The sequence below is a fragment of the Pigmentiphaga sp. NML080357 genome, from assembly GCF_002188465.1.
Taxonomy (GTDB): Bacteria; Pseudomonadota; Gammaproteobacteria; order Burkholderiales; family Burkholderiaceae_B; genus Pigmentiphaga.
The window spans coordinates 1-26,142 of record NZ_NINW01000003.1; the positions used below are offsets into that span (position 1 = coordinate 1).

Annotated in this window: 26 protein-coding genes and 1 pseudogene; 13 read left to right on the forward strand and 14 right to left on the reverse strand. The window is 68.0% G+C overall.

The window, feature by feature from the left end:
• Nucleotides 1-205, reverse strand: a pseudogene (locus tag CDO44_RS00125) (hypothetical protein); the annotation flags it as partial.
• A 112-nt stretch (nt 206-317) separates the two neighbouring features.
• Here CDO44_RS00125 and rsmD point away from each other — a divergent pair.
• From rsmD to CDO44_RS00140, 3 genes are all read left to right on the forward strand, one after another.
• Nucleotides 318-923 carry a 16S rRNA (guanine(966)-N(2))-methyltransferase RsmD gene (gene rsmD, locus CDO44_RS00130; protein WP_087778117.1) on the forward strand — a complete coding sequence of 202 codons (606 nt, stop codon included), beginning with the start codon at nt 318-320 and terminating at the stop codon, nt 921-923.
• Between the two features lie 221 nt (nt 924-1,144).
• On the forward strand, nt 1,145-1,645 hold the full coding sequence (gene coaD, locus CDO44_RS00135) for a pantetheine-phosphate adenylyltransferase (protein ID WP_087778118.1): 501 nt from the start codon (nt 1,145-1,147) through the stop codon (nt 1,643-1,645).
• Nucleotides 1,646-1,676: 31 nt separating this feature from the next.
• Entirely contained in the window at nt 1,677-1,949 is a 273-nt protein-coding gene (locus CDO44_RS00140) for a YfhL family 4Fe-4S dicluster ferredoxin (RefSeq protein ID WP_087778119.1), read from the forward strand.
• Between the two features lie 58 nt (nt 1,950-2,007).
• Here CDO44_RS00140 and CDO44_RS00145 read toward each other — a convergent pair whose 3' ends face one another.
• Genes CDO44_RS00145 through CDO44_RS00155 form a run of 3 tightly spaced genes read right to left on the reverse strand, consistent with a single transcriptional unit; the run spans nt 2,008 to nt 6,158 of the window.
• Complete coding sequence (locus CDO44_RS00145) at nt 2,008-3,546, reverse strand: gamma-glutamyltransferase family protein (protein WP_233145976.1); 1,539 nt, start codon at nt 3,544-3,546, stop codon at nt 2,008-2,010.
• Complete coding sequence (locus CDO44_RS00150; protein ID WP_198951250.1) at nt 3,429-4,928, reverse strand: aldehyde dehydrogenase family protein; 1,500 nt, start codon at nt 4,926-4,928, stop codon at nt 3,429-3,431. The genes CDO44_RS00145 and CDO44_RS00150 overlap by 118 nt, the downstream gene beginning before the upstream one ends.
• 21 nt (nt 4,929-4,949) lie before the next feature.
• The gene (locus CDO44_RS00155) at nt 4,950-6,158 is read right to left on the reverse strand and encodes an NAD(P)/FAD-dependent oxidoreductase (protein ID WP_087778398.1); all 1,209 of its coding nucleotides are present in this window, start codon (nt 6,156-6,158) and stop codon (nt 4,950-4,952) included.
• A gap of 257 nt (nt 6,159-6,415) precedes the next feature.
• Between CDO44_RS00155 and CDO44_RS27920 the strand changes: the two genes are divergently transcribed.
• Nucleotides 6,416-7,255: a thiamine pyrophosphate-binding protein gene (locus tag CDO44_RS27920; RefSeq protein WP_087778120.1), complete on the forward strand. Its 840-nt coding sequence runs from the start codon at nt 6,416-6,418 to the stop codon at nt 7,253-7,255.
• A gap of 155 nt (nt 7,256-7,410) precedes the next feature.
• On the forward strand, nt 7,411-8,151 hold the full coding sequence (locus CDO44_RS27925) for a thiamine pyrophosphate-dependent enzyme (RefSeq protein WP_369824484.1): 741 nt from the start codon (nt 7,411-7,413) through the stop codon (nt 8,149-8,151).
• Between the two features lie 23 nt (nt 8,152-8,174).
• Here CDO44_RS27925 and CDO44_RS00170 read toward each other — a convergent pair whose 3' ends face one another.
• Both CDO44_RS00170 and CDO44_RS00175 read right to left on the reverse strand, forming a co-directional pair.
• Complete coding sequence (locus CDO44_RS00170) at nt 8,175-9,047, reverse strand: MOSC domain-containing protein (RefSeq protein ID WP_087778122.1); 873 nt, start codon at nt 9,045-9,047, stop codon at nt 8,175-8,177.
• Nucleotides 9,048-9,346: 299 nt separating this feature from the next.
• Nucleotides 9,347-11,755, reverse strand: coding sequence for an AsmA family protein (locus CDO44_RS00175; protein WP_087778123.1), 2,409 nt, complete (start codon nt 11,753-11,755; stop codon nt 9,347-9,349).
• Nucleotides 11,756-12,113: 358 nt separating this feature from the next.
• Between CDO44_RS00175 and CDO44_RS00180 the strand changes: the two genes are divergently transcribed.
• Nucleotides 12,114-12,995 carry a pirin family protein gene (locus CDO44_RS00180; protein ID WP_087778124.1) on the forward strand — a complete coding sequence of 294 codons (882 nt, stop codon included), beginning with the start codon at nt 12,114-12,116 and terminating at the stop codon, nt 12,993-12,995.
• Between the two features lie 125 nt (nt 12,996-13,120).
• Complete coding sequence (locus CDO44_RS00185; RefSeq protein WP_087778125.1) at nt 13,121-14,095, forward strand: tripartite tricarboxylate transporter substrate binding protein; 975 nt, start codon at nt 13,121-13,123, stop codon at nt 14,093-14,095.
• Between the two features lie 10 nt (nt 14,096-14,105).
• Here CDO44_RS00185 and CDO44_RS00190 read toward each other — a convergent pair whose 3' ends face one another.
• Nucleotides 14,106-14,954 carry a GyrI-like domain-containing protein gene (locus tag CDO44_RS00190; protein WP_087778126.1) on the reverse strand — a complete coding sequence of 283 codons (849 nt, stop codon included), beginning with the start codon at nt 14,952-14,954 and terminating at the stop codon, nt 14,106-14,108.
• Between the two features lie 127 nt (nt 14,955-15,081).
• Here CDO44_RS00190 and CDO44_RS00195 point away from each other — a divergent pair, with 127 nt between their 5' ends.
• Together CDO44_RS00195 and CDO44_RS00200 are read left to right on the forward strand one after the other, a co-directional pair.
• Nucleotides 15,082-15,438: a nucleotide pyrophosphohydrolase gene (locus tag CDO44_RS00195; RefSeq protein WP_233145977.1), complete on the forward strand. Its 357-nt coding sequence runs from the start codon at nt 15,082-15,084 to the stop codon at nt 15,436-15,438.
• Nucleotides 15,439-15,446: 8 nt separating this feature from the next.
• Nucleotides 15,447-16,499 (forward strand): adenosine deaminase, encoded by a 1,053-nt coding sequence (locus tag CDO44_RS00200; RefSeq protein ID WP_087778127.1) that lies wholly within the window; start codon nt 15,447-15,449, stop codon nt 16,497-16,499.
• A gap of 59 nt (nt 16,500-16,558) precedes the next feature.
• On the opposite strand, the gene CDO44_RS00205 is transcribed toward CDO44_RS00200, so the two are convergent.
• On the reverse strand, nt 16,559-17,053 hold the full coding sequence (locus CDO44_RS00205; protein WP_087778128.1) for a PRC-barrel domain-containing protein: 495 nt from the start codon (nt 17,051-17,053) through the stop codon (nt 16,559-16,561).
• Nucleotides 17,054-17,283: 230 nt separating this feature from the next.
• On the opposite strand from CDO44_RS00205, the gene CDO44_RS00210 reads away from it, so the two are divergent.
• From CDO44_RS00210 to CDO44_RS00225, 4 genes are all read left to right on the forward strand, one after another.
• Nucleotides 17,284-18,471: a 4-hydroxybenzoate 3-monooxygenase gene (locus tag CDO44_RS00210; RefSeq protein ID WP_198951251.1), complete on the forward strand. Its 1,188-nt coding sequence runs from the start codon at nt 17,284-17,286 to the stop codon at nt 18,469-18,471.
• Between the two features lie 25 nt (nt 18,472-18,496).
• Nucleotides 18,497-18,862: a protocatechuate 3,4-dioxygenase gene (locus tag CDO44_RS00215; RefSeq protein WP_087778129.1), complete on the forward strand. Its 366-nt coding sequence runs from the start codon at nt 18,497-18,499 to the stop codon at nt 18,860-18,862.
• Complete coding sequence (locus CDO44_RS00220; protein ID WP_087778130.1) at nt 18,862-19,713, forward strand: class III extradiol dioxygenase family protein; 852 nt, start codon at nt 18,862-18,864, stop codon at nt 19,711-19,713. The genes CDO44_RS00215 and CDO44_RS00220 overlap by 1 nt, the downstream gene beginning before the upstream one ends.
• 68 nt (nt 19,714-19,781) lie before the next feature.
• The gene (locus CDO44_RS00225) at nt 19,782-20,759 is read left to right on the forward strand and encodes a tripartite tricarboxylate transporter substrate binding protein (RefSeq protein ID WP_087778131.1); all 978 of its coding nucleotides are present in this window, start codon (nt 19,782-19,784) and stop codon (nt 20,757-20,759) included.
• Between the two features lie 9 nt (nt 20,760-20,768).
• On the opposite strand, the gene CDO44_RS00230 is transcribed toward CDO44_RS00225, so the two are convergent.
• From CDO44_RS00230 to CDO44_RS00255, 6 genes are all read right to left on the reverse strand, one after another.
• Entirely contained in the window at nt 20,769-21,701 is a 933-nt protein-coding gene (locus CDO44_RS00230) for a LysR substrate-binding domain-containing protein (protein ID WP_087778132.1), read from the reverse strand.
• A 70-nt stretch (nt 21,702-21,771) separates the two neighbouring features.
• Nucleotides 21,772-22,635 (reverse strand): oxaloacetate decarboxylase, encoded by an 864-nt coding sequence (locus CDO44_RS00235; RefSeq protein WP_087778133.1) that lies wholly within the window; start codon nt 22,633-22,635, stop codon nt 21,772-21,774.
• A gap of 13 nt (nt 22,636-22,648) precedes the next feature.
• Complete coding sequence (locus CDO44_RS00240; RefSeq protein WP_087778401.1) at nt 22,649-23,278, reverse strand: cysteine hydrolase family protein; 630 nt, start codon at nt 23,276-23,278, stop codon at nt 22,649-22,651.
• Between the two features lie 36 nt (nt 23,279-23,314).
• Nucleotides 23,315-23,854, reverse strand: a complete 540-nt coding sequence (locus CDO44_RS00245) for a 3-isopropylmalate dehydratase (protein ID WP_087778134.1) — start codon at nt 23,852-23,854, stop codon at nt 23,315-23,317.
• Nucleotides 23,851-25,128, reverse strand: a complete 1,278-nt coding sequence (locus tag CDO44_RS00250) for a 3-isopropylmalate dehydratase large subunit (protein WP_087778135.1) — start codon at nt 25,126-25,128, stop codon at nt 23,851-23,853. The genes CDO44_RS00245 and CDO44_RS00250 overlap by 4 nt, the downstream gene beginning before the upstream one ends.
• 200 nt (nt 25,129-25,328) lie before the next feature.
• Complete coding sequence (locus CDO44_RS00255; RefSeq protein WP_198951252.1) at nt 25,329-26,114, reverse strand: GntR family transcriptional regulator; 786 nt, start codon at nt 26,112-26,114, stop codon at nt 25,329-25,331.
• Nucleotides 26,115-26,142 lie beyond the last annotated feature (28 nt).

The following is a 26,142-nucleotide window of genomic DNA, read 5'->3' on the forward strand; positions in this document are numbered from 1 at the left end:
GCTGCACCACGGCCGGCGGCGCGGCGGACTGGCCCCCGGCCAGGCCCGGAACGCCGGGCTGGGAAGAACCCGGATCGACGTCGGCCGTGCCGGCGTCCACACGCGCAGCCTCGTCCGGCCGGCCTTCGTTCGCGGCCTCGGGGCCGGAGACGCGTTCCTGGTCGGGTGGGGGAGGCGGTGCTTTTTTCTTGAAGAAACTGAACATGGAGACCTGTCTGCTGAAACTGCCTCCCGGCCATGTCGCGCGGCCGGGTCGTCCGTCCGGCAGGCGCGCCGCCGTCGGCATATAGAATCTGGGATTCTACCGGTCCCTCGCCATGCCCTCATCACGCTCCCCTTCCCCGCGCGCTCCCCGCACCGCTCCGCACAAGGTCCGCATCATCGGCGGGCGGTTCAAGCGCACGCCCATCCCGGTCCTGGATCTGCCCGGCCTTCGGCCCACGCCCGACCGGGTCCGCGAGACCGCGTTCAATTGGCTGCACCACCTGTGGCAGGGCGAATTCGCCGGCAAGACCGTGCTGGACGCCTTCGCCGGCACGGGTGCCCTGGGCTTCGAGGCGGCCTCGCGGGGAGTGGCGCAGGCCGTCCTCATCGAGGCCGACCGCCGGGCCGCAGCGGGACTGGAAGCGCTCCGCACGCGCCTGGGAGCGGACAACGTGCGCATCATCGCGGGCGACGCCCACGCGACGCTGGCACGCGGGTTGCTGCCTCGGTTCGACCTCGTCATGCTGGACCCGCCCTTCGGGCAAGGCTGGCTCGAACGGGTTCTGCCGCTCGCATTGCAAGCGCTTACTGACGAGGGAATCCTTTATATCGAAGCAGAATCGCCCGTCGCTGCGCCAGCCGGGACGGAATTGCTGCGGCAGGACAAGGCCGGCGCGGTGCATTTCCACCTGTTCCGCTGGGCCGCCGCGGCCACGTAGCACCCGGAAACGTCTGATACGAGCAATTGCCAATTTGCTGCGCCGCGCAAATAAGGAAATAATCACATCATCCGAGACCGGATTCCGACGGCCACCACGCGCCGGACCAGAAACATCGCAGCGCCCGCGAGAAGCGGAACCCATCCATGCCCTCGGGGCCCCGGCAGCGGGGCGGGCGGGACAAGGGGCTGACGCTCATTACTAGAACACGGAGCCTACGCATGATCATTGCCGTATATCCTGGCACCTTCGACCCGATGACCCGCGGCCACGAGGATCTGGTCCGCCGCGCGGCCGGGCTGTTCGACAAGGTGGTGGTCGGCGTGGCGGTGAGCCGCAACAAGGCCCCGTTCTTCACCGTCAACGAACGCGTCGAGATCGCCCGCGAGATCCTGGGCCACTATCCGAACGTGCAGGTATCGAGCTTTTCCGGACTGCTCAAGGACTTCGTGCGCGAGCAGAATGCCCGCGTCATCGTCCGGGGTTTACGCGCCGTGTCGGATTTCGAGTACGAGTTCCAGATGGCGGGAATGAACCGATACCTGCTTCCCGATGTCGAAACCATGTTCCTCACGCCGTCCGACCAGTACCAGTTCATTTCCGGCACGATCGTGCGCGAAATCGCCCAGCTGGGCGGCGACGTGAGCAAATTCGTATTCCCGTCCGTCGAGCGCTGGCTGCATGCCAAGGTCGCGCAAATGGGCGGGCGCGGCGGCGCCTGAAGCGCCGCCCTGGCAGCAAGGAAGTTTTTCGATGGCTCTACTGATTACCGACGAATGCATCAACTGCGACGTCTGTGAGCCCGAGTGCCCCAACAACGCCATCTACCTCGGCGCGGAGATCTATGAGATCGATCCCGCCCGCTGCACCGAGTGCGTCGGCCACCACGACGAGCCGCAGTGCAAGGTCGTGTGCCCGGTCGAGTGCATAGAGCTGCACCCCGCGTGGCGGGAAGACCAGGGCCAGTTGATGGCCAAGTACCGGAGATTGACCGGCCAGGCGGTGGAAGCCGACCCCCAGGCCTGACCGGTCCGGCCGCGGCGCGCAGGCGCCGCGGCCCCCCAGGGCAACCCACCGAGCCCGCTCAGGTCCCCACGGCGCTGCCGTCCCGGCTTCCGTCGGAAGCCCCGGCGTAGCCATCGCCCACGCGGATAATGCATTGCGCCCCGCCGAAGTCGATGTTGCCTGGAGGCATCCGGACCACGCGATGCCCCCGCGCCATCAGTCCTTCTCCGATCTGCGACGCGGCGGCGGCCTCCAGGCGGATCCCGCCTTCCTGATCGATGCGCCATCGGGGCATGTCCAGCGCGGCTTGCGGATTCGAGTCCAGGTCCGCCAACGCCGAGATGATCTGCACTTGTCCCTGGGGCTGCATATCGGCCCCCACTACGCCCAGGGCGCCCCACGGCCGCCCCTCCCGCATGAGCAGCGCGGGCACGGTGGTATGAAAGGGTTTCTTGCCACCCGCCACCGAATTGGGATGATCGGCCTCGAGCGTGAATCCGGAGCCGCGGTTGTGGAGGCTGACCCCCGTTCCGGGAACGACGACTCCCGAGCCGAATCCGTGGTAATTGGACTGGATGAACGAGACCACCATGCCATCCCGATCGGCAGCGGCCAGATATACCGTTGCGTGGCGGGGCAAGGGGCATGGAGCATGAGCGGCGGCCCGGGCGGGATCGATGTGGCCGGCGCGCGACCGCAGGTATTCCGGATCGAGCAGCGCCGACGGCAGGTCCCGCATCCATGCCGCGTCGGCAACGTGAGCATAGACATCGGAGAACGCCATCTTCATGGCCTCGATCTGCACGTGCGCACGCAGCACCGCGTCCTGCCCCGGACCGAGGTCGAAGTGCTGCATGATTCCCAGCGCGGACAGCACCGCCAGGCCCTGGGCAGGCGGCGGCATCTGGTAGACATCGAGCCCGCGATATCGGCCGGCAAGCGGCGACAGCCATTCGGACCGGTGTCCCGCAAGATCGTCCGCCGACACCGCCGCGCCGTGCCGCACTGCATCGGCCAGCACGGCGGCTGCAATTTCTCCCTCGTAGAAGTCGCGGCCGCGCGTGGCGGCGATACGTTCTAGCGAGCGGCCCAACGCCGGAAAGCGGAAACGCTCCCCCGCCTTCGGTGCGCGGCCTCCCGGCATGAATGCAGCGGCGAACCCAGGCTGCTCCTTCAGCCGGTCGGCGTGGATTTTCCACTGCCTCGCAATGACGGGACTGACCAGGAACCCATCGTGGGCATAGCGGATCGCAGGCACGAGCAAGGCATCGAACGGGAGCCTGCCATAGCGGGCGCTCAGGTCGGCCCATGCGGCCACCGCCCCCGGCACGATGACGGACTCCCAGCCGAGGTCGGGCATGCGCGCATGCTGGCTGAAACGCTGCGCGGACCACGCGGCCGGCGATTTGCCGCAGCCGTTGAGGCCAACCACGTCCGCGCCATCCCACAAGAGCACCTGCGCGTCTCCACCCAATCCGTTCATCACCGGCTCGACCACGGTCAATGCGGCCGCCGCCGCGATTGCCGCATCCACCGCGTTGCCGCCCTGTTCGAGCATGGCGATACCCGCCCTGGCGGCCAGCGGCTGAGACGCCGCCACGACGTTGTCGGCCAGCACGGGAGACCGCCGGGCGTGCGCAGGTCGCGTATGCCCCAGGCGTTGACCCAGACCACGCCCACGCGCAGGCGCGTCGACACCCGCAAGGCTTGCGCATGATCGCGCGACCAGACCGCGGCGGCCAGCCCGTAGTCGCTGTCGTTGGCGAGACCGATGGCCTCTTCTTCATCGTCGAACGGCGCGATGTGGCAGCAGGGTCCGAACACTTCGTGACGCACCACGCTGGAAGACTCCGCAAGACCGGTCCAGATGGTCGGCTGCATCCACGCCCCATCTGCAAGCCGCCCTTCCATTCGCGGCGCCTGGCCGCCGGCGTGCACCGTGGCACCTTCTTCGCGGGCCGCGGCGCAGGCCTGCAACACCTTGTCCCGATGGCGCCTGCTGATCAGCGGCCCCAAGGTCGTGCCCGGGTCGAGCGGATCGCCCATGCGCAGCGCCGAGGCGCGCTGCGCCAGCCCTGCTACGAAACGCTCGAACAACGGCCGGTGGACATAGATGCGCTCGGTGCCGAAACACACCTGGCCCGCGTTCATGAACGCCGAGCGGAGCGATCCCTCGAGCGCGGCATCGAGATCCGCGGACCCGAACACGAGCGCGGCATTCTTGCCGCCCAGCTCGAGCGACACCGGCCGCACGCCGCGTGCCGCGGCGGCCATGATGGCCTCGCCGGTGCGCGTCTCCCCGGTGAAGGTCATGGCATTCACGCCGGGATGGGCGGCCAGGAAGGCGCCTGCCGAGTCCCTGCCAAAGCCATAGACCACGTTGAACACGCCCCGGGGAAACTCGATCTCCTCCATGACCCGGGCCAGCAGGGCCACGGACGATGGCGTCTCTTCCGAGGGCTTGACTACGACGGCATTGCCGCAGGCCAGCGCCGGCGCGATCTTCCAGACCGCCAGGACCAGCGGGAAATTCCAGGGGCAGATGACGGCCACCACGCCATGCGGCATGCGCGTGGTCATGTTGATCGCCTGCCTGCCATCCGGCATGGCCGTGGTGACCACATCGTCGCGGTGGGTCCGGATCAGTTCGGCGAAGACTTCGAAGGTTGCAATGACGCGCGGGATCTCGATATTGCGCACCATGGAAAGCGGCTTGCCGGTATCGCGGACCTCGGCATCCACGAACGCATCGAAGCGCCGCCGGATGGCGTCCGCGATGCGTTGCAGCCATCCGGCCCGCTGCTCGGCGGAAGCGGCGGCCCACGGCCCGCGGGCCGCACGGGTGGCCGCCTGCACGGCCTCGTCCACCAGCGAGGCGTCCGACTCCTCGACTTCGGCGATCCGCGCCCCGGTGGCGGGATCGTTCTTTTCGAAACGGCGCAGTTGCGACCGGGATGCGTGTCCGCCGTCCAGGAACGCGGAAATGACAGGAATGGCCATGGGTGTCTCCATCGAAAAGGGTCAGCGGATCGCGGCGGCCTGCGCCACCGAGCTGATCATCGAGCTGTCGCGCAGGTAAGCCCTGGCTCGTTCGGGATCCCGGACCACCGAGCGCAGTTCGTCGATGTTCCGCCTGCGCACGCCTGGATCGCGTTCCTGCATCAGCTTCTTGTTCCGTATGCTCTGGCGCTGCACGTTCTCGACCGCTACGTGGCGACGCTGGCGATCGTAGAGATCGAGCAGGCCATCGTCGGCCCCGGCGCATACCGCGCCCAGCTTGTCCGCCAGGTTTATGGCGTCATGCACGCCGCCGTTCAGGCCGAATCCCCCTATGGGATTGTTGATGTGGGCGGCATCCCCCGCCAGCAGCACCCTGCCCTTGCGGAAGGTGGAAGCCACCCGCTGGTGCACCCGGTAGGTGCTCTGGTAGATCAGACGGAACGAACGATCGCATCCCAGGACCTCGCGCAACATGGCCTGCGCATAACCTTCCTCCATGACTTCCTCTTCCGGCAGATCCGGATCGGAGGGCATGGCGATGCGCCACAGATTGCCGACGCGCGGATCCGCCAGGCGCAGGATGACCGCCCACTTGTCGGGATCGGCGACATAGGACGTCTCGGCAAAACCTTCGCTCACCAGGTCCTCGTCCACGTTGGTGACCAGGAACCGCTCGGGCCAGGTGAAGCCCTCATAGGCGATGTCGCTGGCCTTCCTGACGATGCTGCGGGAGCCGTCGCAGCCCACGACCCAGGAGGCGGCGATCTCCGCCGCCGCTCCCGTGGCGTCGCGATACCGTACGCGGACGCGCGCGTCTTCCTGCGCGAGCCCTTCCACGCTCGCTCCGAACAGCACCGTGGCGCGCGGTTCGCGCCGGAGCTTGGCCAGCGCATCGGCCGCCAGGTGATGTTGCGGCAAGTGGAAGCGATAGGGATACCGGGTCTCGTCGGCCAGCATGCCCAGGTCGAATTCGGCCACGACGCCGTCCTCCTTGTCGCGGATCTGCCAGACGGGGATGCGCAGCCCCAAGGGAAGCAGGTCGCCGGTAATCCCGTGGGGCTCGAGCATTTCCAGCGTCGGGGGATGGAAGGCCGCGCCCCGCTGCTCCCGGGGCAGTTTCCCAAGCGCCTCGAGAACGACCACGTCCGTTCCGGAGCGGGCCAGGGCCAAGGCGCACACCAGGCCCACCGGGCCGGCTCCTACGATCACTACCTGAGTCTCTGATGTCATGATGGATGCATTGCTGACCGGAAACATCGCCGCGCCCGCAACCGGGGCCGGCGTCCTGTCGCCACCATACGGAGGGGCGCAAGGCGCGTCGAGAAGGCGCCGCTTATGCCGGGCATTCACGATATGCATGAATCCGCGGGACTGGCGCCGGGACCGGCCACATAGGCATCGCGCATGGTCCGCATTAGCGTTCATGGATGGCCGGACATGCGCCGCGCGACTAAGGTGGCGACCGACACTCCAATGCCGGAAACCTCATGGACCTGAATCGAAACGCCGCTCCTCCGTCAGCCGCCGAGCGGCTGATCCGCCTGTGCGCACAGCTGGGGATCGACTGCATCTTCGCCAACCTGGGCAGCGACCATCCCGCCTTCATCGAAGCCCTTGCCCGCCTTAGGGCATCGGGCGAACCCGCGCCGCGCGTGATTGTCTGCCCCCACGAAATGACCGCCCTGAGCGCCGCCCACGGCTACGCCATGGTGACCCGCCGGCCCCAGCTCGTACTGGTGCACGTGGACGTCGGCACGCAGAATCTCGGCGGCAGCGTGCACAACGCCTGCCGCGGCCGCGTGCCCGCGATCGTGGTGGCGGGCCTGTCGCCGGTAAGCGAGGCGCCCGACCGGGTCGGCGCCCGTACCGAGTACATCCATTACATCCAGGACACCACGCGCCAGCACGAGCTGGTGGCGCCGTTCATGAAGTGGAGCTACGAACTGCGCGACGCGGCCACCGTACAGGCAGCGCTGCTACGCGCGCGGCAGATCGCGGCATCGGAACCGCAGGGGCCGGTGTACCTGACCGGCGCCCGGGAAGTATGGGACGAAGCCGATCCCACGCCGGCGGCGGATCCGGCGCTGCGCCCCCCGTCCAAGGCGCGGGCCTTGCGCCGGACGCGGTGCGCGGGCTGCACGCGCTCCTGGCCGGCGCGCGCCGGGCCTTGCTCATCACGACCTACGCAGGACGCAATCCGGCCACGGTCGAACGGCTGGTTGCCGTATGCGAGCGATACGGCGTGGGGGTCGTCGAGGTCGGCCCGCAGTACGTCAACTTCCCCGGCGATCATCCCTGCCACCTCGGATATCGCCGCGACCGCCTGATCGACGAAGCCGACGCCATCGTCCTCGTCGACGTGGACGTACCGTGGCTGCCCAGGAATACCCGCCCCGATCCCGCCGCGCGCGTCTTCCACCTCGACACCGATCCGGTCAAGTCCACGCTCGGCGCCTGGCACTTCGGTGCGCACGACAGCTACATGGCGGACAGCGGCGTCGCGCTCGCCCAGCTGCTCGAGGCCGAGCTGCCCGTCGATCGCGCACTGAAAGCGGAGCGCGAGGCGTGGCTGCGGGCCAGCGCGCCGGCCGGGCCCGCGGCTACCACGGACGACGGCCCGCTGACCGCGCGGGACGTCACGCTCGCCGTCAAGGAACTGCTGACCGAACGCAGCGTCGTCCTTTGCGAGGAGCCGTCCAACGCGCTGGCCATCACCTCCACGCTGCGCATGAACCGGCCCGGCAGCTTCTTCTCCAGCGGCGGCAGCGGCCTGGGCTGGAGCATCAACGCGGCAATCGGCGCCAAGCTGGCAAGGCCCGATGCCGAAGTGATCGCGCTGGTGGGCGACGGCTGCTACGTCTTCGGCGTGCCCGCCAGCGCCTACTGGGTGGCGGCGACCTACGAGGCGCCCATGCTCACGGTCATCTATAACAACAGCGGCTGGCATTCCCCCAAGGCCTCCACCCACCTCGTCCACCCGTCGGGCGCCGCGCATGCCGCCGACGCCTACTGGGTAGCCGCGAGCGCCGGTTCTCGCCTGGCGGATCTCGGAGCTGCCGCGGGCGGCGCCATGGCCATCCGGGTGGAGGATCGCCAAGCTCTGCGAGAGGCGCTGGCCCAGGCGCTGGCCTGCGTACGCGCCGGCCGGCCGGCGGTGGTCGAAGCGATGCTGGCCCCCACCACCCGGCAGTCGCCGGGAGATCGCGGGCAGCAGGCCGCCTGACCGGCGGCACGCGGGGTGAGGGTTCAGAAATCCAGCAGCACCTCGGCCCGGTCGCCCACGCTGATCATCGCGCCCTGCGGCGCACTGACGATGGCGTTCATGCCGAACGTGACGCCGCCCTCGGGCTGGCTGCGAAACGTCGTCAGCGTCGTCATGGGCTCGGCGGCGCGCGCGCCGGTGAGCTGATCGGTATTGGGGATCTCGCAGCGCACGCATGGCTTGACGAGCGCCATGCGGATCTCGCCCACCGTGACCAGCACGGTGTAGTCCTCGTCGAAGGCGCCGAATTCGCTGAGCACCACGTTTGGCCGGAAGCGGTCCATGCCCACCGCGGGCTGCCCCTTGGCCGCCAGCTTGTCGTTCAGCTCCGCGAGCGAGGCCTCGTTCGTCACCAGGATGGGGTAGCCGTCGGCAAAGGCGAAGATGTGCTGCCGGGGGAAATCCGCGGCCACCGGATGCCGCGCCAGCCAGTTCTCGATACGTGCCACGCTGGCCACGCGCTGCGATTGCGGATGCACCTTGACCAGCCGGCACGGGGTGCCGAGCAGCGCGCCAAACCATTGCGCCGCCAGGTCCCCCTCGTCCACGGCATCCACTTCGTCGCGCCAGACCTTCACCCGGCGCCGCACGCTGTCGTCGTCCTCCACCACATCGATGGGAATGTCCAACCGCGGCTGTCCCGGCGCGGTGACCACGAGGTAGCCGTCGCGCAGGTCGGTCCGTATGCGCGCCATGGCCGGATGGCTGCGCTGCGTCAGGAATACCCCCTGCTCGTCGACCACCATCCAGCGCCGGTCATTGTGCAGTCCCGCCATGCCGATCGCCGACCGCTGCAACGCAATGCCGCCGCAGGATTTGATGGGATAGATGTAGAGTCCTGATATAGCAATGGACACGAATAAAGCCCCCCCCTACGCGCTGACGCGCGCCCCCCAGGGGGCGATGCGAGCGGACTGGCGGAGCCAGATCCGCCGCATCCTGGGTCTAGTGCCGTTATCTTGGTGTGGGGCACCTGCGCTTCGCTGGTTGCCAGCAGTAGCAACGGTGTCGCAAACCGAGAAAGCCGTACTAGATCCAGGGCGCCGCGGATCCGGCTTTGCCGGTCCGCCAGCGCCGCCCCTTGAGGGGCGCGGCGTAAGCCGCGAGGGGTGGGCTTTCCTCGCGCGCGTAAGCGCGTAGGGAGGGGCTTTCCCTTTCATTTGAATATTCCCTTCAGCCGGTCGCGCAGCCTGTCCACCGACTCCGATTTCTCCAGGCCCTCCTGGATCTTCTCCTTGAGGGTGTTCTTGAGAACGTCGGCGGCGACTTTGCTCCATTGGATGGTGTAGGTGGGAGAGTCGAACGGCCCCGTCACATGCAGGGGCACGGTCACGTTGCGCAGTTCCGCCAGTTCCTTGCCGCCCTGGCCGGTGCTGGTATTGACCACGGTCACCAGGGCAACGAGGTCCAAGCGTTGTCCGGGTATGTCGATCCGCGCCGGCTCGCCTTCGGCGATGCGCAGCAGCGGCGCCTTGACGTTCAAGGTGCGCAGGGTGCCGATGCCGCCGGCAAAGACCAGGTGCGCCTGCAATTCCGAAAAATCGGTCTGCAGCGTTTCCTGGTGCTGCAGGGCGTCGTCCTTGCGCTGCGACAGCAGCGAACGGAATTCGCGCAGCGACTGGGCGACGTTCACGCCTTTGATCGCGCCGTCGCGCAGGGCGATGTTCGCCGTGCCGTTCAGGCCGCGCTTCATCGTCTCCACCGTCTTGCCGGTAGCGGTCAGGTTGAGCGCCACCGTGCCCCGCCCCATGAGCGTATCCTTGTCCGCCAGGTCTGACAGCAGCGGCTGCACGGATATGTTGGTCAACGTCGGCGCGACGCCGATGCGGTGGGTAGAGGCGTCGGCGAACAGGCTGCCCGACAGGGTACCGCCGTACAGAGAAGCCCTGAGCCCGCTCACGTCGGCGCGCCCCTTGGCGACGCGCACCGAGGCCGACACATTGCTGGCCTTCAGGCCGCGGGCGACCAGGCTGCCGATCTTGATGCTGCCGCTCGCCGTGATGCCCTCCAGCATCGAAAGGTCCACCGGCCGGTCCGCCGGGGCCGGCCTGGCGCCCCCCGTCCCGCCCCCGCCTCCGCTCCCGCCGCCACCCGGCCGCGCCGGCGCCAGCTTGTCGAGATCCAGCACGTCGGCGGCCACGGCAAAGGTGATGCGCGGCTCGTCGAATTGCGCGATGTCGGCGGTGGCGCTGAACTCGCCGCCTTCGATGGTGGCGTCGATCCGCCCCGCGACGTGCTCCTTGTCGAGATTGGCGCGCAGGCTGCCCTTGAACGGAATCTGCATCTGTCCCGAAGGCAGGGAGGGATCGCTGATGTCGGCCTGTCCCGCTACCTGCGGCAAGGACAGCGTCTTGCGCCGCAAGTTGGCTTCCAGCGGCGAAGCGCTGGCCAGCTTGACCAGCCGGTCGCCCTGCCTGAACTCGCCGTCCAAGGCGAAGCGCGCGACCTCGAGCTTGTCGGCATTGCCCGATATGCCCGACAGCGCCAGCTTGGCGTCCAGGTCGCGCGCACCGCTCATGCGCAATCTTCCGGTCAATGCCTCGCCTTTGGCTTCCTGCGGCGAGACGTGCAGCGCCGGCGCGGCCAGCGACACATCGAACGGATCCGCACCCAGCTTGCCCTGCGCCGACAACGCCAGCTTCTCGGCCTGGAGCCTGCCTTCGGCCAGGCCGGCGTTCAGCCGCGGCGCATCCAGGCGCAGGTCCACGCCGGTCAGCGGACGGCTGCCCGCGACGTCGCCCTGGAACACGACCGATACGGCGGAAGCGTCGATGGCCTGGCGCTGCCCATCGTAGGCGACATCGCCGCGCGCGGTCAGCGCCGTTGCGCGTATGGACGGCAGCACGCCGGTGGCCTTCAGGTCGAAACCCTTGACGGAAAAAAGGCGCCGGGCCGGGTCGAAGGTCAGGCGCCCCTGGCTCTGCACGGTTGCGTCCACGCGCGGGGTCTGCCCCAGCACGCGCGCCGAGACCTCGAAGTCGAACGGCGTGCGCGGCGCCACCCGGCCGGTGGTGGCGGCGAGCCGCTCGACCCGCATCGACGTGCCGCGGACATAATCGCGCAGCGCAAGTTCACCGCCGCTGAACTCGATGCCGGCCACGTCGAACAGCAGCGGCTTGCCTTCGGCCTGGAGCTCTCCCCCGCCCGGCTGGCCCGGCCGCTTGGGCGTCTCGCCCAGCAAGTCGTCGAAGTTGAACTTGCCGTTCTGGTAGCGCACCACGTTGGCCTTGAGTCCCACGACCTTGACGCGGTCGACCACGATACGGCCGGACAGGAGCGGCAGGACCGCTACCGACACGCGCGCGGTATCGACGGCCGCGAAAATCTGGGTGGAACGGGGCTCGGACAGCGACAAGCGCTCGATCTCGACGCCCAGACCGGGAAAAACGCTCAGTTTCAGATCGCCGTCGATACGCAAGGTGCGGTCGTACCGCTTCTTGACCGCATCGGCAACCGGACCCTTGTAATGATTGGGATCGACCAGCAACACCAGAGCCGTCACCCCGATGGCCGCGACGGCGAGCAGGATCGCCGCACCGATTGCGATGCGCTTGAACCACCGCATGTAACACGTCTCCGTAAATCCCGGGAAGCCGATCTGCCGCCGCCGGCTTTACCCGACTTTACCCCAAGGCATTATCATAGTGGGTCCCCCCTACGCGCTTACGCGCGCCCCCCAGGGGGCGATGCGGGTGGACCGGCGGAGCCGGATCCACCGCATCCTGGGTCTCGTACGGTTATCTTGGATTGTTGTACCTGTGCTTCGCTGGCTGCCAGCGGTAGCAACGGTGCACAAACCAAGAAACTCGTACTAGACCCAGGGCGCCGCGGATCCGGCTTTGCCGGTCCGCCAGCGCCGCCCCCTTGAGGGGGAGCGGCCGAAGGCCGCAAGGGGGTGGGCTTCCCTCATATGGAGCACTAGCATGGCAGCGGAGACGTCCCACATCGAACGCATTGCCTCGCGTACCGCGCAGATAGGCGGGGGCATCAGCGTCGACCGGGTCCTGCCGGTGCGCCAGCACCGGCGCATCGGCGCATGGTGCTTCCTCGACCACGCCGGGCCGGCCCGCTTCGCGCCAGGCGGCGGCATGCTGGTAGAGGCCCATCCCCACATCGGCCTGCAGACCTTTACCTGGCTGATCGAGGGCGAGGCCCTGCACCGCGACAGCCTGGGCAACGAACAGGTGCTGCGGCCGGGCCAGGTGAACCTGATGACGGCCGGCATCGGCATCAGCCACACCGAGGAGTCGCTGCCGGACCAGCAGGTTCTGCATGCCGCGCAGCTCTGGATCGCGCTGCCGCCGGGCAAGCAGGAAATGCCCCCGGCGTTCGACCACTATCCCGACCTGCCGCGCTGGTCGGAAGCCGGCATCGACTTCACGCTGCTGGCCGGCTCCTGTGCCGGCCGCACCGCCCCCACCCGCGTCTACTCGCGGCTGGTGGGACTGGATCTGCGCTGCCAGGACGCCGCCGCGCTGCGCATGGCGCTGGAACCGGGCTTCGAGCATGGCCTGCTGGTGCTCGAAGGCGCCGTACTGGTGGACGGCGAGCGCTTCGGCGTGAACGAGCTGGCGTACTTCTCGACCGGACGGGTGGAAGTCGGCCTGGCGCTGGAGGCGGGCACCCGCCTCTTGTTGATCGGGGGAGAGCCGCCCACCGACGAAATCACCATCTGGTGGAACTTCGTCGGCAGCAAAGAGGCAATCGCCCAGGCGCAGCGAGACTGGGAAGCCCGCAGCGAGCGCTTCGGGTCGGTCAAGGGCTACGAAAACCGCCGCCTGGTCGCGCCGCCGGTCCCCTGGTAGCTTTTCGCGGTGCGAAAAGCTGGGAAATCCGGCTTGATCGCCGCGTCCGCGGTGTTTAGCGTGTACGGCGCGCGGCGCTTTGCCAGCTCGCGCAGCCACTCGACAAGAACACCCGGAGACTTCCCATGCGCCTTCCCGCCGGCAGGTTCGCGGCCTGCCTCGCCGCCGCGACCCTGCTTTGCCAGCCCGCCTTCGCGGCCGACTATCCCGCTCGGCCCGTCACCCTGGTCGTCGGCTACACGCCAGGCGGCGCGATCGATCAATCGGCGCGCCTGATCGCCAGCGAACTGGCCAAGCGCTGGAAACAGTCCGTCATCGTGGACAACAAGCCCGGCGCCAACGCCACGATCGCCGCCGCCGCGGTGGCCGACGCCAAGCCGGATGGCTATACGCTGCTGGTGGCCGCGAGCAGCCACAACCTCAACAAGTTCGTGAACAAGAACCTGCGCTACGACGTCGAGAAGTCGTTCACGCCCGTAGCCCTGACCGTCGAAGTACCCAACGTGCTCGTGGTCAGCGCCGCATCGCCCTACCGGGACCTGGGCCAGTTGCTGGCCGCGCTGCGCGAAAAGAAAAAGCCATTCAGCTATGGCTCGCAAGGCGTGGGCGGCGTGCCGCACCTGGCGGGAGAACTGTTCAAGATCCGGACCGGCACGGAGATCCTGCATGTGCCCTACAAGGGCGCGGCGCAGGGCATGACCGATCTCATCGGCGGGGTGGTGGACATGTCCTTTCCCACCCCCGGCTCGGCCATGGCCTATATCTCGCAGGGCAAGCTCCGGGCGCTGGCGGTGGCGTCCGGCGAGCGGCTGGCGCAGCTCAAGGACGTTCCCACCTTCGCCGAAGCCGGCGTGCCGGACTACGTCATCAGCACCTGGCACGGCCTGCTGGCCCCGGCCGGCACGCCGCCTGAGGTGGTGGCCAGGATCAACGCCGACGTCGCCGACATCCTGCGCGACCCCGCCGTGCAGCACGCGATGGAGGCGCAAGGCAATCTCGCCGCCAAGCCTCTGACGGCGGCCGAGTTCGGCAGCAAGCTGTCCCGGGAACTGAAGGTATACGGGGATCTCGCGGCCAGGATAGACCTGCGCGGCAGTTGAGCCGCCGGCGCTAAGGACGGTCCGCCAGCTGCAAGTAGATCCGGGTCTTCAATTCCGAGGGCGGCGTAGTCTTCGGATCGTTCAGATACTCTTCGAACACCGGGAAGTCGGCCGGCTGCTCGCCGCTGGCCGGCAGCCAGCCGCCGAACAGCCAGGCGTAAGCCGAGTCGAGTTCGCTATACGGCCCGGTGTGCTCGAGCACGGCGCACCGCCCCGCCGGCAACTGCAGCCGCCGCAGCGGCTCGGCAAGCTCCACGCCGGACGGCGCTTCGATGCCCGCTTCGGACCGCAGGTCTTTCGCCGCGACCTGCTCTGGATCGTCGTAGTACACGCCGAAGCAGCGCGGCGTCCCCCGCATCAGCCCGCGGCCGGCCGCCAGCATGAACAGCCGGTCGAAGGTGCCGCCGATCTGGAGATAATCGCCGGCGTGCGGCAGGACGGCCAGGGACAGGCCGGGGAACGATTCGATCTGCACGGGATACATGGTGAGCTCCTTGTCTCGATGGATGGCTTCGGGAGAACGGTCCTCGCGATATCGCCCGGGCGGCATGCCGAACGCCGCGCCGAATGCCCGGCTGAACGCGGCGGTCGACTCGTAGCCGGCCCGCCTGGCCACCTGGTCCAGCGGACGGCTGCCCGTCCGCAGTTCGGCCGACGCCCGCAGCAGCCGCACCCGCTGCACCGTCGCCGCCACCGTCTCGCCCATCATCGCGCGGTACACGCGATGAAAGTGGTACGGCGACAGGCAGGCCAGTTCGGCCAGGCGATACAGATCGGCGTCTTCGTCCGGATGCGCGGCGAGCCACGCCAGGACCGGTTCCAGGCGCCGCTCGTAATGGCTGCGGGTTTGCGATTTCATGGGACCTCCTGGAGCGCACTGTAGGGCGGGCCGTATTGCAGTTTTTGCGGTTTTGGCGGTACGGCCGCCGCCGGACGGCCAGGACGGCGGGGCTAGAATATAGCTGTCCCGCCCGCGAGGAACCACCGTGTCCGATTTCGACAAGATCAAGCACGCCGTCCGGCGATTCACCGACGAGCGCAATTGGGACCAGTTCCATTCCCCCAAGAATCTCGCCATGGCGCTGAGCGGCGAAGCCGGCGAACTGGTCTCCATCTTCCAATGGATGACGGAAGAGGAATCGAAGGAACTCAATCCCATCAAGCTGGCCGAGGCCGCCGACGAGATCGCCGACGTGCAGCTCTACCTGGTCGCGCTCGCCGACAAGCTGGACATCGACATCGGCCAGGCCGTGGAGCGCAAGATGCTGAAGAATGCGATCAAGTATCCGCGGGAAGCCTTCTACGGCAGTTCGCGCAAGTACGACGAAAGCGACGAGACTTGAGAACCCCCATGCATGCGCCCGACGACCTGTCCCGACCCCGTCTCGCGACGCTGCTGCGAACCATGCCCAAGGCAGAACTGCATGTGCACATCGAAGGAACGCTGGAGCCAGAGCTGATCTTCGCGCTCGCGCGCCGCAACGGCGTGACGCTGCCCCATCCGGACGTCGAGAGCCTGCGCAGGGCCTATGCCTTCCAGGACCTGCAGAGCTTTCTCGACATCTACTACGCCGGGGCCGGCGTCCTGCTGCGCGAGGAAGACTTCTACGACATGGCGATGGCATACTTGCGCCGCGCAGCCGCCGACAACGTGGTGCATGCGGAGATCTTCTTCGATCCGCAGACCCACACCATGCGCGGCGTCGAATTCGGCACCGTGATCCAGGGCCTGGCGCGCGCCCGGCACGACGCCCGGCAGGCGCTGGGCATCAGCAGCGAATTGATCATGTGCTTCCTGCGCCACCTGCCGGAAGAATCTGCGTTCGAGACCTTGGCGGCTGCCCTTCCTTATCGCGAGCACATCCTGGGCGTGGGACTGGACAGCGGCGAAGTCGGCAATCCTCCGGAGAAATTCGCCAATGTCTTCCGGCGCTGCCGCGAACTCGGCTGGCACGCCGTGGCGCACGCCGGCGAAGAAGGCCCGCCGCAATACATCTGGAATGCGCTGTACGAACTCAAGGCGGAACGCATCGACCACGGCGTTCGCTGCCTGGACGATCCGCGCCTGGTGGCGTACCTGGCCGAGCACCGGATTCCGCTGACCGTATGCCCGCTGTCCAACGTCATGCTCAAGGTCTATCCCAGCATGGCGCAGCACACGGTGGCCGAACTCCTCGAGGCCGGCTTGTGCGTAACGGTGAACTCCGACGACCCGGCCTATTTCGGCGGATACGTCAACGAGAACCTGGTGGCCTGCTTCGAAGCGCTGCCCGGGCTGGGTGTGCGCGAAGCGCGGCAACTGGCGCTGAACAGCTTCGAGGCCAGTTTCGCGCCTGAAGGGGACAAGGAAGCGTGGCGCCGCCGCCTGGATGGCGTGTTCGGCGCCACGGAGAACGCCGGCTAGGACGCCGCGCCAGGAACCTTATCCGGCGGGCGGTCCTGACGCCGCCCGCTCCCCTGCTCCTACAACCCTTCCGAGAACCCGGTCCGGGGCGCGTTGACCACGGGCTGGTCGATCGTGGTTTCCTCCCCGCGCCGGCGCCAGTACGGTTCGGTCTGGTAATGGCTGTGCAGCGAGGTGGCCCAGCCGGCATCGGCGAAGCTGGGCCAGTGGTCCTTGTCGAACCCTTCGGCCTGCTTCACCACGTCCGCGGGCACGCTCAGGATGAAGGCCTTGCGGTCGGTATCCAGCGTCAGCGCGCTCCACGGGATGGCCAGCAGCTTCTCGCCCATGCCCAGAAAGCCGCCGCTGGACAGCACCGCGTAGGCAATCCGTCCGCTGCTGACGTCCAGCATGATGTCCTTGATTGAACCGACGTCCACGTCATCGGCGCTATAGACGTTGTTGCCGTCCAGCGTGGCGGCGGCCATGATGTGCGGGCCCGGCCCCTCGGCCGTCGCGCTGCCCTTGCCGACGATGCCGGCGCCGCTTTGCTGCGGCGGTGCGGTGTATGCCATGGTGATTTCTCCTCTCGCGGCGCCTGCCGCTCCCATGCCGGCGCCAGCGTAATGAAACCTTGTGCGGAAGCGCGGCGGGATCAGCAAGGAACGTGCCGTGGCGCTCCGTCGCGCGTGCGGGCCGGGAACCCAGCCGATAACGAATCGCTATCGAGATAAGAAAAAGCTGGCTTCCCGCGGGGCGGTGGCGCACCGATACTGCCGCCGCAACGGAACAGCCAAGCAATCGCATGAAAACCATCAAGACTCAGGTCGGCATCGTCGGCGCCGGCCCCTCCGGCCTGTTGCTGGCGCAAATGCTGCACCTGGCCGGCATCGAATCGGTCATCCTCGAAAGCCGGTCGCGCGCGTACATCGAAAACCGGCAACGCGCCGGGGTGCTCGAACATGGCGTGGTGCAGACACTGCGCGATTGCGGCGTGGGCCACCGCCTGGCCCGCGAAGGCATGGTGCACGAGGGCATCGACATACGCTTCGGCGAAAAGCGCCATCGCCTGGACGTCAAGGCGCTGTCCGGCGGGCAATGCGTCACCGTCTACCCCCAGCACGAGATCGTCAAGGACCTGGTGGAGGCGCGGTTGCGCACGGGGCATCCCATCCTGTTCGGGGCAAAGGCGACCTCGCTGCTTGCCCTGGACCAGCCCAGGCCGCGCGTGCGCTACGAGCACGAAGGCGAGGCTTGCGAGCTGGAATGCGATTTCGTGGCAGGCTGCGACGGCTTCCACGGGATCAGCCGCGCCGCCGTTCCCGCCGGCCAGCTGGAGATCTATGGGCGGGATTATCCGTTCGCCTGGCTCGGCATCCTGGCCGAGGCGCCGCCCGCCTCGCACGAAGTGATCTATGCCCATCACGAGCGCGGCTTCGCACTGCAAAGCATGCGGTCGCCGTCGGTCAGCCGCTTGTATCTGCAATGCGCGATCGACGAGGACGTGGACCAATGGTCCGACGACCGCATCTGGTCCGAGCTGCACGCGCGCTTCGCCACCGACGATGGCTTTCTGCTCAACGAGGGCCGCATCGTGCAGAAATCGTTGACACCCATGCGCAGTTTCGTGACTGCCCCGATGCGGCACGGCCGCTTGATGCTGGCCGGCGACGCCGCGCATATCGTCCCGCCCACCGGCGCCAAGGGCCTGAACAGCGCGGTGGGAGACGTGCGCATCATGGCGGCGGGACTGGACGCCTATTACCGCCGGGGCCAGAGCGACCTGCTCGACCGGTACTCCGACATCGCCCTGCACCGGGTCTGGAAAACCCAGCGCTTCGCCGCCTCGCTGTGCACGCTGCTGCATCGCTTCCACGACGAGCCGCGCTTCCAACTCCAGATGCAGCTGGCCGAACTCCGACAAATCGTCGAAGACGCGCGCGCCGCGGAACTGTTCGCCCGCAACTATACGGGGCTGCCGTTCGACGTCTGAACCCCACCTCATGCCAGGAGACACGATGACAGACCCATCACCGAACCCCCGCGACTGGGGCATAGCCGGCACCTATGTGTTCGACGGAGACCGCAGCCGCGCCGGCTACGCCGTCAACAAGCTGTGCATGTCGCTGACCCGCCCCGAGAACCGCGAACGATTCCGCCAGGACGAAGAGGCCTACATGGCCGGCTTCGCGCTGTCCGAGGCGCAGAAGCAGGCCATCCGCGATCGAGACTGGCTGGAGCTGGTCAGGCTGGGAGGCAACATCTATTACATGATCAAGATCGGCGCCACCGTGGGAGCCGGGCTGTATGCCATGGGCGCGCAGATGCGCGGCCAGAGCCTGGAAGCGTTTCTCGCCACGCGCCAGAACAAGGGAGCCGTCTGATGGCACGCATCGTCGCAGGCATCGGTAGTTCGCACGTCCCCTCGATAGGACGCGCCTTCGACCTGGGCAAACAGCAGGACCCGGCATGGAAGCCGCTCTTCGATGGCTACCTTCCGGTCAAGGACTGGCTCGAGAACGAGATACGGGCCGACGCGGTGGTCTTCGTATACAACGACCACGGCTCGGACTTCGGCCTCGACCGCTGTCCCACTTTCGCGCTGGGTACCGCCGACACCTACCCGCTCGCCGACGAGGGCTTCGGCCAGCGTCCGCTGCCGGCGGTCAAGGGCGACCCGGCGCTCTCGTGGCACCTGGCCAACGCGCTGATCGCCGACGAGTTCGACCTGACGGTGTGCCAGGAAATGGCGGTGGACCACGGCCTGCTCGTTCCGCTGCCGCTGCTCTGGTCCTATCAGCCCGACTGGAGCATCAAGGTGGTCCCCTTGGTCGTCAACGTGATCCAGCATCCGCTGCCGACCGCGCGCCGATGCCTGCGGCTGGGGCATGCCCTGCGGCGCGCCATCGAAAGCTATCCGGCCGACATGCGCGTGGCGGTCGTGGGCACGGGCGGCATGTCGCATCAATTGCACGGGGAACGCTTCGGCCACCTGAACGAGGCCTTCGACCAGCGCTGGCTCGATTTCATCGAATCCGACCCCGAGACCCTGGCCGCCATGACCCACCAGGAGATCATGGACGCGGCGGGCGCCGAGGCGGTGGAACTCATCATGTGGCTAATCATGCGGGGCGCCATGGCGCCCAAGGTACGAAGGCTGCACAGGAACTACTACGCGCCGATGACCAGCGGCATGGGACTGATCACTTTCGTGGACGCGGCGGATCCCGCGTAAAGACGGGCAGCGCCGGCGGCGTGTATCCGCGCCGCCGTCCATTCCTTAGACAACGAGGAGGAGACCTCATGAATCGACGCACATTGCCGGCATGGCTGCTGGCCGGCGCTCTCACGACCGCAGCGGCGCCGTGCGCAGCCGCGCAGACGACCTATCCGGCGGGCCCCATCCGCATGCTGTCCGGCTCTCCGCCAGGGGCACCCTCGGACATCATCGCCCGCTCCTTGGCCGAGCAACTCGCCGGCGCCTTCGACCAGACCGTCACGGTTGAAAACCGCCCCGGAGCCGGCCTCAACCTCGCTCCCGCCGAAATGCTCAGGTCCCGGCCCGACGGCCACGTGCTGCTGGTGGGCGCCGATACGGTCGTCACGGTGAATCCGCTGGTCTACAAGAAGCTGAGCTTCGACGCCCGCCGGGACATGGTGCCGGTGTCCATGGTGGCTACCTTCAACCAGGTGCTGGTCTGCCATCCCGGCCTGAAAGTCGCGCATGCTCGCCAGTTGGTGGAATTGGCCGGGCAGAAGCGGCTGACCTATGCCTCGGGAGGCAACGGCACGCCCGGCCACCTTGCCGGAGCCATGTTCCTGCGCGCCACCGGCGCGGACATCCAGCACGTGGCCTATCGGGGCCCCAGCCCAGCGCTGACCGACGTCCTCGGCGGCCAGGTGGATTGCGGCTGGCTGGCCGGCCCGACGGTACTGCCTCACGTGAAGACCGGCAAGCTGACGGCCCTGGCGGTATCCACGGCCGTCCGCTCGCCGAGCCTGCCTGACGTGCCGACCCTGGCCCAGGCCACGGGCGTCGCCGACCTGGACGCGACGTTCAAGCAGTACGTATGGGTGCACAAGGACACGCCGCCTGCCGCCGTGGCAGCCCTGGAGCGGACCATCGCCCAAGCCATGAAGCACCCCGCGGTCAAGGCCCGGCTGACGGAGCTGGACATGGTGACGGCCGGCACGTCGTCGGCCGAGGCTCGCGCGATGCTCAAGACCGACACCGCGCGCTGGGAACCCATCGTGCAGAGCCTCGGCCTGCAGCTCGACTGACGAGTCCCCTCATGCAGGCAGCGGCCCCGCCGTCTGCCTGCCCATGCCGGCGATGATGCGGCTGCACGACTCGCACATGGCCGCGAGTTCGGCGGCAGCCGGCGTCAGCGATACGTCGGCGCGGCGCACCAGGCATATCTCGAAGCTGTGCGCCTGCTCCTCCAGCTCCACCGGGACCACGCGGTTGCCCAGCAAGCCCTGGTCCAGCATGACGCGCGGCACCAGCGCCAGCAGGTCGGTCGAGTTGACCAGGGCCATGACCTGTGCGAAGGACTCGCATCGCACGGCGGCCCGGGGCGTGGGCAAACCGTTGTCCTCGAAAAAACGCACGATGGTGCCGCCGGGCCTGCCCGGGGGACCCATGACCACCCACTCGCAGGTGGCCAGTTCGCGCAACGAGCGCGCGCCGGCCATGGGATGTCCCTTGCGCGCCACCACGTTCAGGCGTGTCTGCAGCAGCGGGGTGCTGACCAGCCCGCCACCGGCACCTTCGTCCGGCACGGAAGTCACGGCAAAATCTATCTGTCCCAATTGCAGCGAAGGCAGGATCTGCTCGAAGAACCCGCCGGTCAGCCGCAATTCCACCTTCGGGAAACGGGCGCGGAAATCGGCCACCACGCGCGGCAACAGGAGCGCCGTCATGGAAGGCCCGATCGCCACGTCCACGGGACCGGCGGCGTGCCCGTGCAATTGCAGCACTTCGTCCTCGGCGCGCCGTGCTTCGCGGTCGATCATGATGGCCCGCGCATACAACCTCCGCCCGGCTTCGGTCAGATGCACCCCTCGTCCGGACCGGACCAGCAGGGCTCCGCCGAGCGAGGATTCCAGCGCCTTCAGGCTGCTGGTCAGTCCCGCCTGCGACACGCCCAGGATGCGGGCGGCCTGCCTGAAGCTGCCCTGTTCGGCCACTGCCAGGAAATCGCGCAGTTGTTGTAGCGTCATTGCCGTCTCCGACGGATGCGGCGGCCGCATCGCGTTTTGTCGAAGACGCAATGATCGCACCAACCGGACGTCAGGCGGAGTACGAATTCCCCTGCCGCATCAGCTCCGGCGTGCCGATCAGTTCGTTCAGCGCCTCGAAGTCCAGCATGCGCTCGCGCCAGGGCGCCGTGGTGCCGTGGGCTTGCAGGCTGGCGTAGTAGGCCCGCAGCGTATGGGCGACGGCACGCGCGGTGCCGCCCGGAAAGATGGCGATGGAGAAACCGTGCCGCTGCAGTTCGGCCGCGCTCTGCACCGGCGTCTTGCCGCCCTCCACCATGTTGGCCAGCAATGGCGCGCGCCCGGCAAAACGGCCGCACGCGGCCGCCATCTGCTCGGGCGTCCTCAAGGCCTCGATGAACAGCGCATCGGCGCCTGCCTCCAGATAGCGCTCGGCGCGCTCCAGCGCGGCGTCCAGCCCCTCGACGGCGAGCGCGTCGGTGCGAGCCAGGATCAGGGTCTCGCTCGAGACGCGCGCATCGAGCGCGGCCTTCAGCTTGCCCACCATTTCGCCGGCAGGCACCACGGACTTGCCGTCCAGGTGGCCACAGCGCTTGGGAAAAGTCTGGTCCTCGAGTTGTATCACCGCGGCGCCCGCGCGCTCGAACCCGCGTACCGTGCGCATCACGTTCAAGGCGTTGCCGAAGCCGGTATCCGCGTCGACGATGACAGGCAGCGCAACCCGCTCGGCGATGCGCGCCAATGTATCGGCCACCTCGGTGTAGGTGGTCAGGCCGACGTCCGAGCGTCCCAGCCGGGTATAGGCGATGGAGGCGCCCGACAGGTACAAGGCCTCGAAGCCCGCCTGCTCGGCGATCAGCGCGCTGAAAGCGTCATAGACGCCCGGCGCGAGTACGATATCGGGACGCGCGAGGCGCGCGCGCATGTCATGGGGCATGGGAATTTCTCCTTCAGGCCTGGCCGGGTGCGGCAAGGGCGCGTTCGAAACCCTTGCAATCCGTCACGTCGGCGATCCCCGCCATGTCGGCGAGCGCGGTCGCGTGCACTTCTTCGCGGAAGGCGGCGCAGCCGTCGGCCAGCACGATGACGTGGTACTCCCGCATATGGGCGTCGCGCACCGTGCTCGCCACCCCGCCATTGGTCACGATGCCGCATACCGCCACCGTATCGATGCCCGCATGGCGCAGCACCCAGTCGAGCTGGGTCTGGAAAAAGGCCGAATAGGCGACTTTGCAGACCGACACGTCGACCAGTCCGTCCAGTTCCGGCACGTTGGCCTGCCCACGGCTGCCCGGCGCGAAATCCCCTTTGCGCAGGAACGGACGCAGGGCGGCCAGGTGGGAGGCGATCATGGGCTCGCCCCGGCCATCCGGCCACAGCGTGAACTGGCTGGCTGCCACCAGGCCGCCTGCCGCCTTGAGGGCGCGCGCGGCTGCCGCCACCCGCGGAGGCAGCGCAGCCGCCGCCATGCTCACCGCGCCACCCCGGGCATAGGCGCCATCGGGTGCCAGGAAATCGTTCTGCAGGTCGACGATCAAGAGCGCGGTGCGCGCCGGATCGAGGGAAGAAGCATCGGGCATCATGTTGATCAGGACATGCGGCGCGCCGGGCGGACCTCAGCCATGCGCGGGTTGGCGGGCCAGCCGCTTGCGCAACTGGTTCAGGAGCCCGCCGCTGCGGGCCATGTCGACGAGGAAATCGGGAACCGGTTCGCACGCCAGCACCCGGCCATCCTGCGCGACGACCTCGGGCGCGCCGCGGAACCGGATGCCGATCCGCTCGGCCTCGGCCAGGGACTCGGCATCCCGGCAGGTAAGCAGCATCAGGCCCACGTTGAAGGCGTTGCGGAAGAACAGCCCGCCATAGGACGGCGCGATCACCGCCGCCACGCCCAGGCGCACCAGCGCCGCGGCGGCCTGTTCGCGCGAAGACCCGATGCCGAAGCCCGGCCCGGCGACCACGACGTCGCCAGGCCGCACGTCGCCGGCAAACTCGGGCCGCACCGACTCCAGGCAATGCTTGGCGATGACATCGATGCCATGCTGCATGACATATCCCGGGGCAAGCAGGTCGGTATCGATGTCCGGCCCCAGCTTCCAGACGCGATGCGAAGCGTCCTCCACGAGGAAAGGAGCGCCGCCTTCGGTCGTCCTCATGCCAGCACCTCGCGCGGATCGCTGATGGCGCCGCGCAGGGCGGACGCCGCCACCGTGTACGGGGAGCCGAGATAGACGCTGGCGGTGGGCGAGCCCATGCGGCCCTTGAAGTTGCGCGCCGTGGTGGAAATGACCGTCACGTCGTCTCCCATGGGATTGCCGTAGCCGGCGCAAGCGCCGCACGAGGTCGGGTGGAGCTCGCCGCCGGCGTCGAGCAGCGCCTGCAATACGCCTTCGCGCCGTGCCGTCTCCTGATCTTGCAGGCTGGCCGGCGCAACGATCAGACGCACGCCTGGCGCGACCCGCCGGCCTCGCAGGACGGCGGCGGCGGCACGCAGGTCTTCGAGCTTGGCGCCGGTGCAGGCGCCGACATAGGCGACCTGGACCGGAACGCGATCGTAGTCGCCGACGGGCCGGGAATTGGCGGGGCTGTGCGGCGCGGCCACCATGGGCGGCAGGCCGCAGGCATCGAACTCGAAGCGCGTGCACACCGCATCGGCATCGGTCTCCCACCCTTCGATATCCGGCACTTGCGCGCCCGTGCGCGCGAGCCATTCCACCGTGGTGGCGTCGGGAGCGATCAGGCCGGCCTGCGCGCCGAGCTCGGCGCTCATGTTCGACAGCGTCATGCGCTCCTGCATGCTCAAGGCCTGGACCGCGGGCCCGCAGAACTCGACCGCCTGGTAGGCGCCGCCGTTCATGCCGAAGCGGGCCAGCATGTGCAGCATCATGTCCTTGGCCGTCACGCCCGCGGGCAAGGATCCGGACCAGTGCATGCGCAAGGTGTCGGGCACCCGCAGCCAGATCTCGCCGGTCACGACGACCCCCAGCATTTCGGTGGCGCCGATGCCGAACATGTAGGCGCCGAACGCGCCGCCGGTGGGCGAATGCGAATCGCCGCCCACGCAGAACATGCCGGGCAGGATATGCCCGCCTTGCGGCAGCACGACATGGCAGATGCCCTGGCTGTCGTAGACGTGAGGCAGCGCCTGCTCCCGCGCCCATTCGCGCGCGATGCGCACGATCTTCCTGGAGCTCTCGTCCCGCTCGGGCACGTAGTGATCCATGACCAGCACGACCCGGGACTTGTCCCAGATCTGCGCCCCCAGCTCTTCCAGCATCGGCTGCAGCCGCCTCGGCCCGGAAGAATCATGGAACATCGCGAGATCCACCTTGCAGGTGACGATCTCGCCCACGTCCACCCTTGCGCGTCCCGCGGCCCGCGCAATCAGCTTCTGCGCCAGCGTCTGGCCTTTACCCGGCGACGTATTCAACCTCTCACCCGACGTCCTCGAAGAGCCCGAGGGCTCGTTCTCATCTATTGTCCTAACAATAGTACATTTGATTCGGGCGTTTGTGTGGGGTTTTCTCGCCGCCGTCCGCACACAGGCGCAGCAATTCGTTTCGGCCCGCGTCCTGGCGCAGCGGACGGACGCACCGCCGCCCGCGCCGGGCAACGGGGCAGACGGCGTGGTCAGCGCATATAGGCGTTGAAATCCTTGCTGACCCAGACCTTGGCATCGATGTCGCCTACCCGCGACAGCTCCATCTCGTATTCGTAGCGGTCCGGGCAATACAGCCCCTGCAGCCACAGGACGGGCCGGTCGTTCACGTCGTAGACCAGGCGGTTCACCGACAGCAGCGCCGATCCCAGCGGCATGCCGAGCAGCCCCGCCACGGTGGCGTCGGCCTGGCGCGCCGAGATGCTCTGGCGCGCGCGCCCGATCTCGACGCCGGACTCTTCGATCAGCACCAGCATGGCCTTGCGCCCCAACTGGCGCCGGCCGAGGTTGCCGGCGAATTCGCGCGGCACCCATGTGGTAATGCAGGAGACCGGCCCGGCCTTGGTGCTGCGCACGCGCACCGCGCGCAGCACCTGGCTCCGCGGCGGGATCTGCAGCATGTCCGCGACGGGCTCGGTCGCCGCGACGTAGTCGTGCTCGACGACCTTGACGGTCGTATCCAGGCTGGCCGTGATGAGGTTGTCCAGCAGGCCCGTCATCTTGGTGGCCGGCGGCACGCTGCGGCTGGCCGCGCCCGCGGGCGGCAGCCGGCGCGTGCCGCGTCCCGCCGAACGTTCGATCAGGCCTTCCAGCGCCAGGTTCTCGAGCGCCTTGCGCACGGTAGCCCGCGAAACCGCGAACTCCTCCATCAGCTCCAGCTCGCCGGGCACGCGCTCGTCGTACACGCCATCGCGCAGCCGCTCTTTCAACACCAGGTACACGCTGTGGTACTTCGGCAAGGGCAAGGTTTGCTGCATAGGCCTATTTCTGTCTTATTGTCTGTCC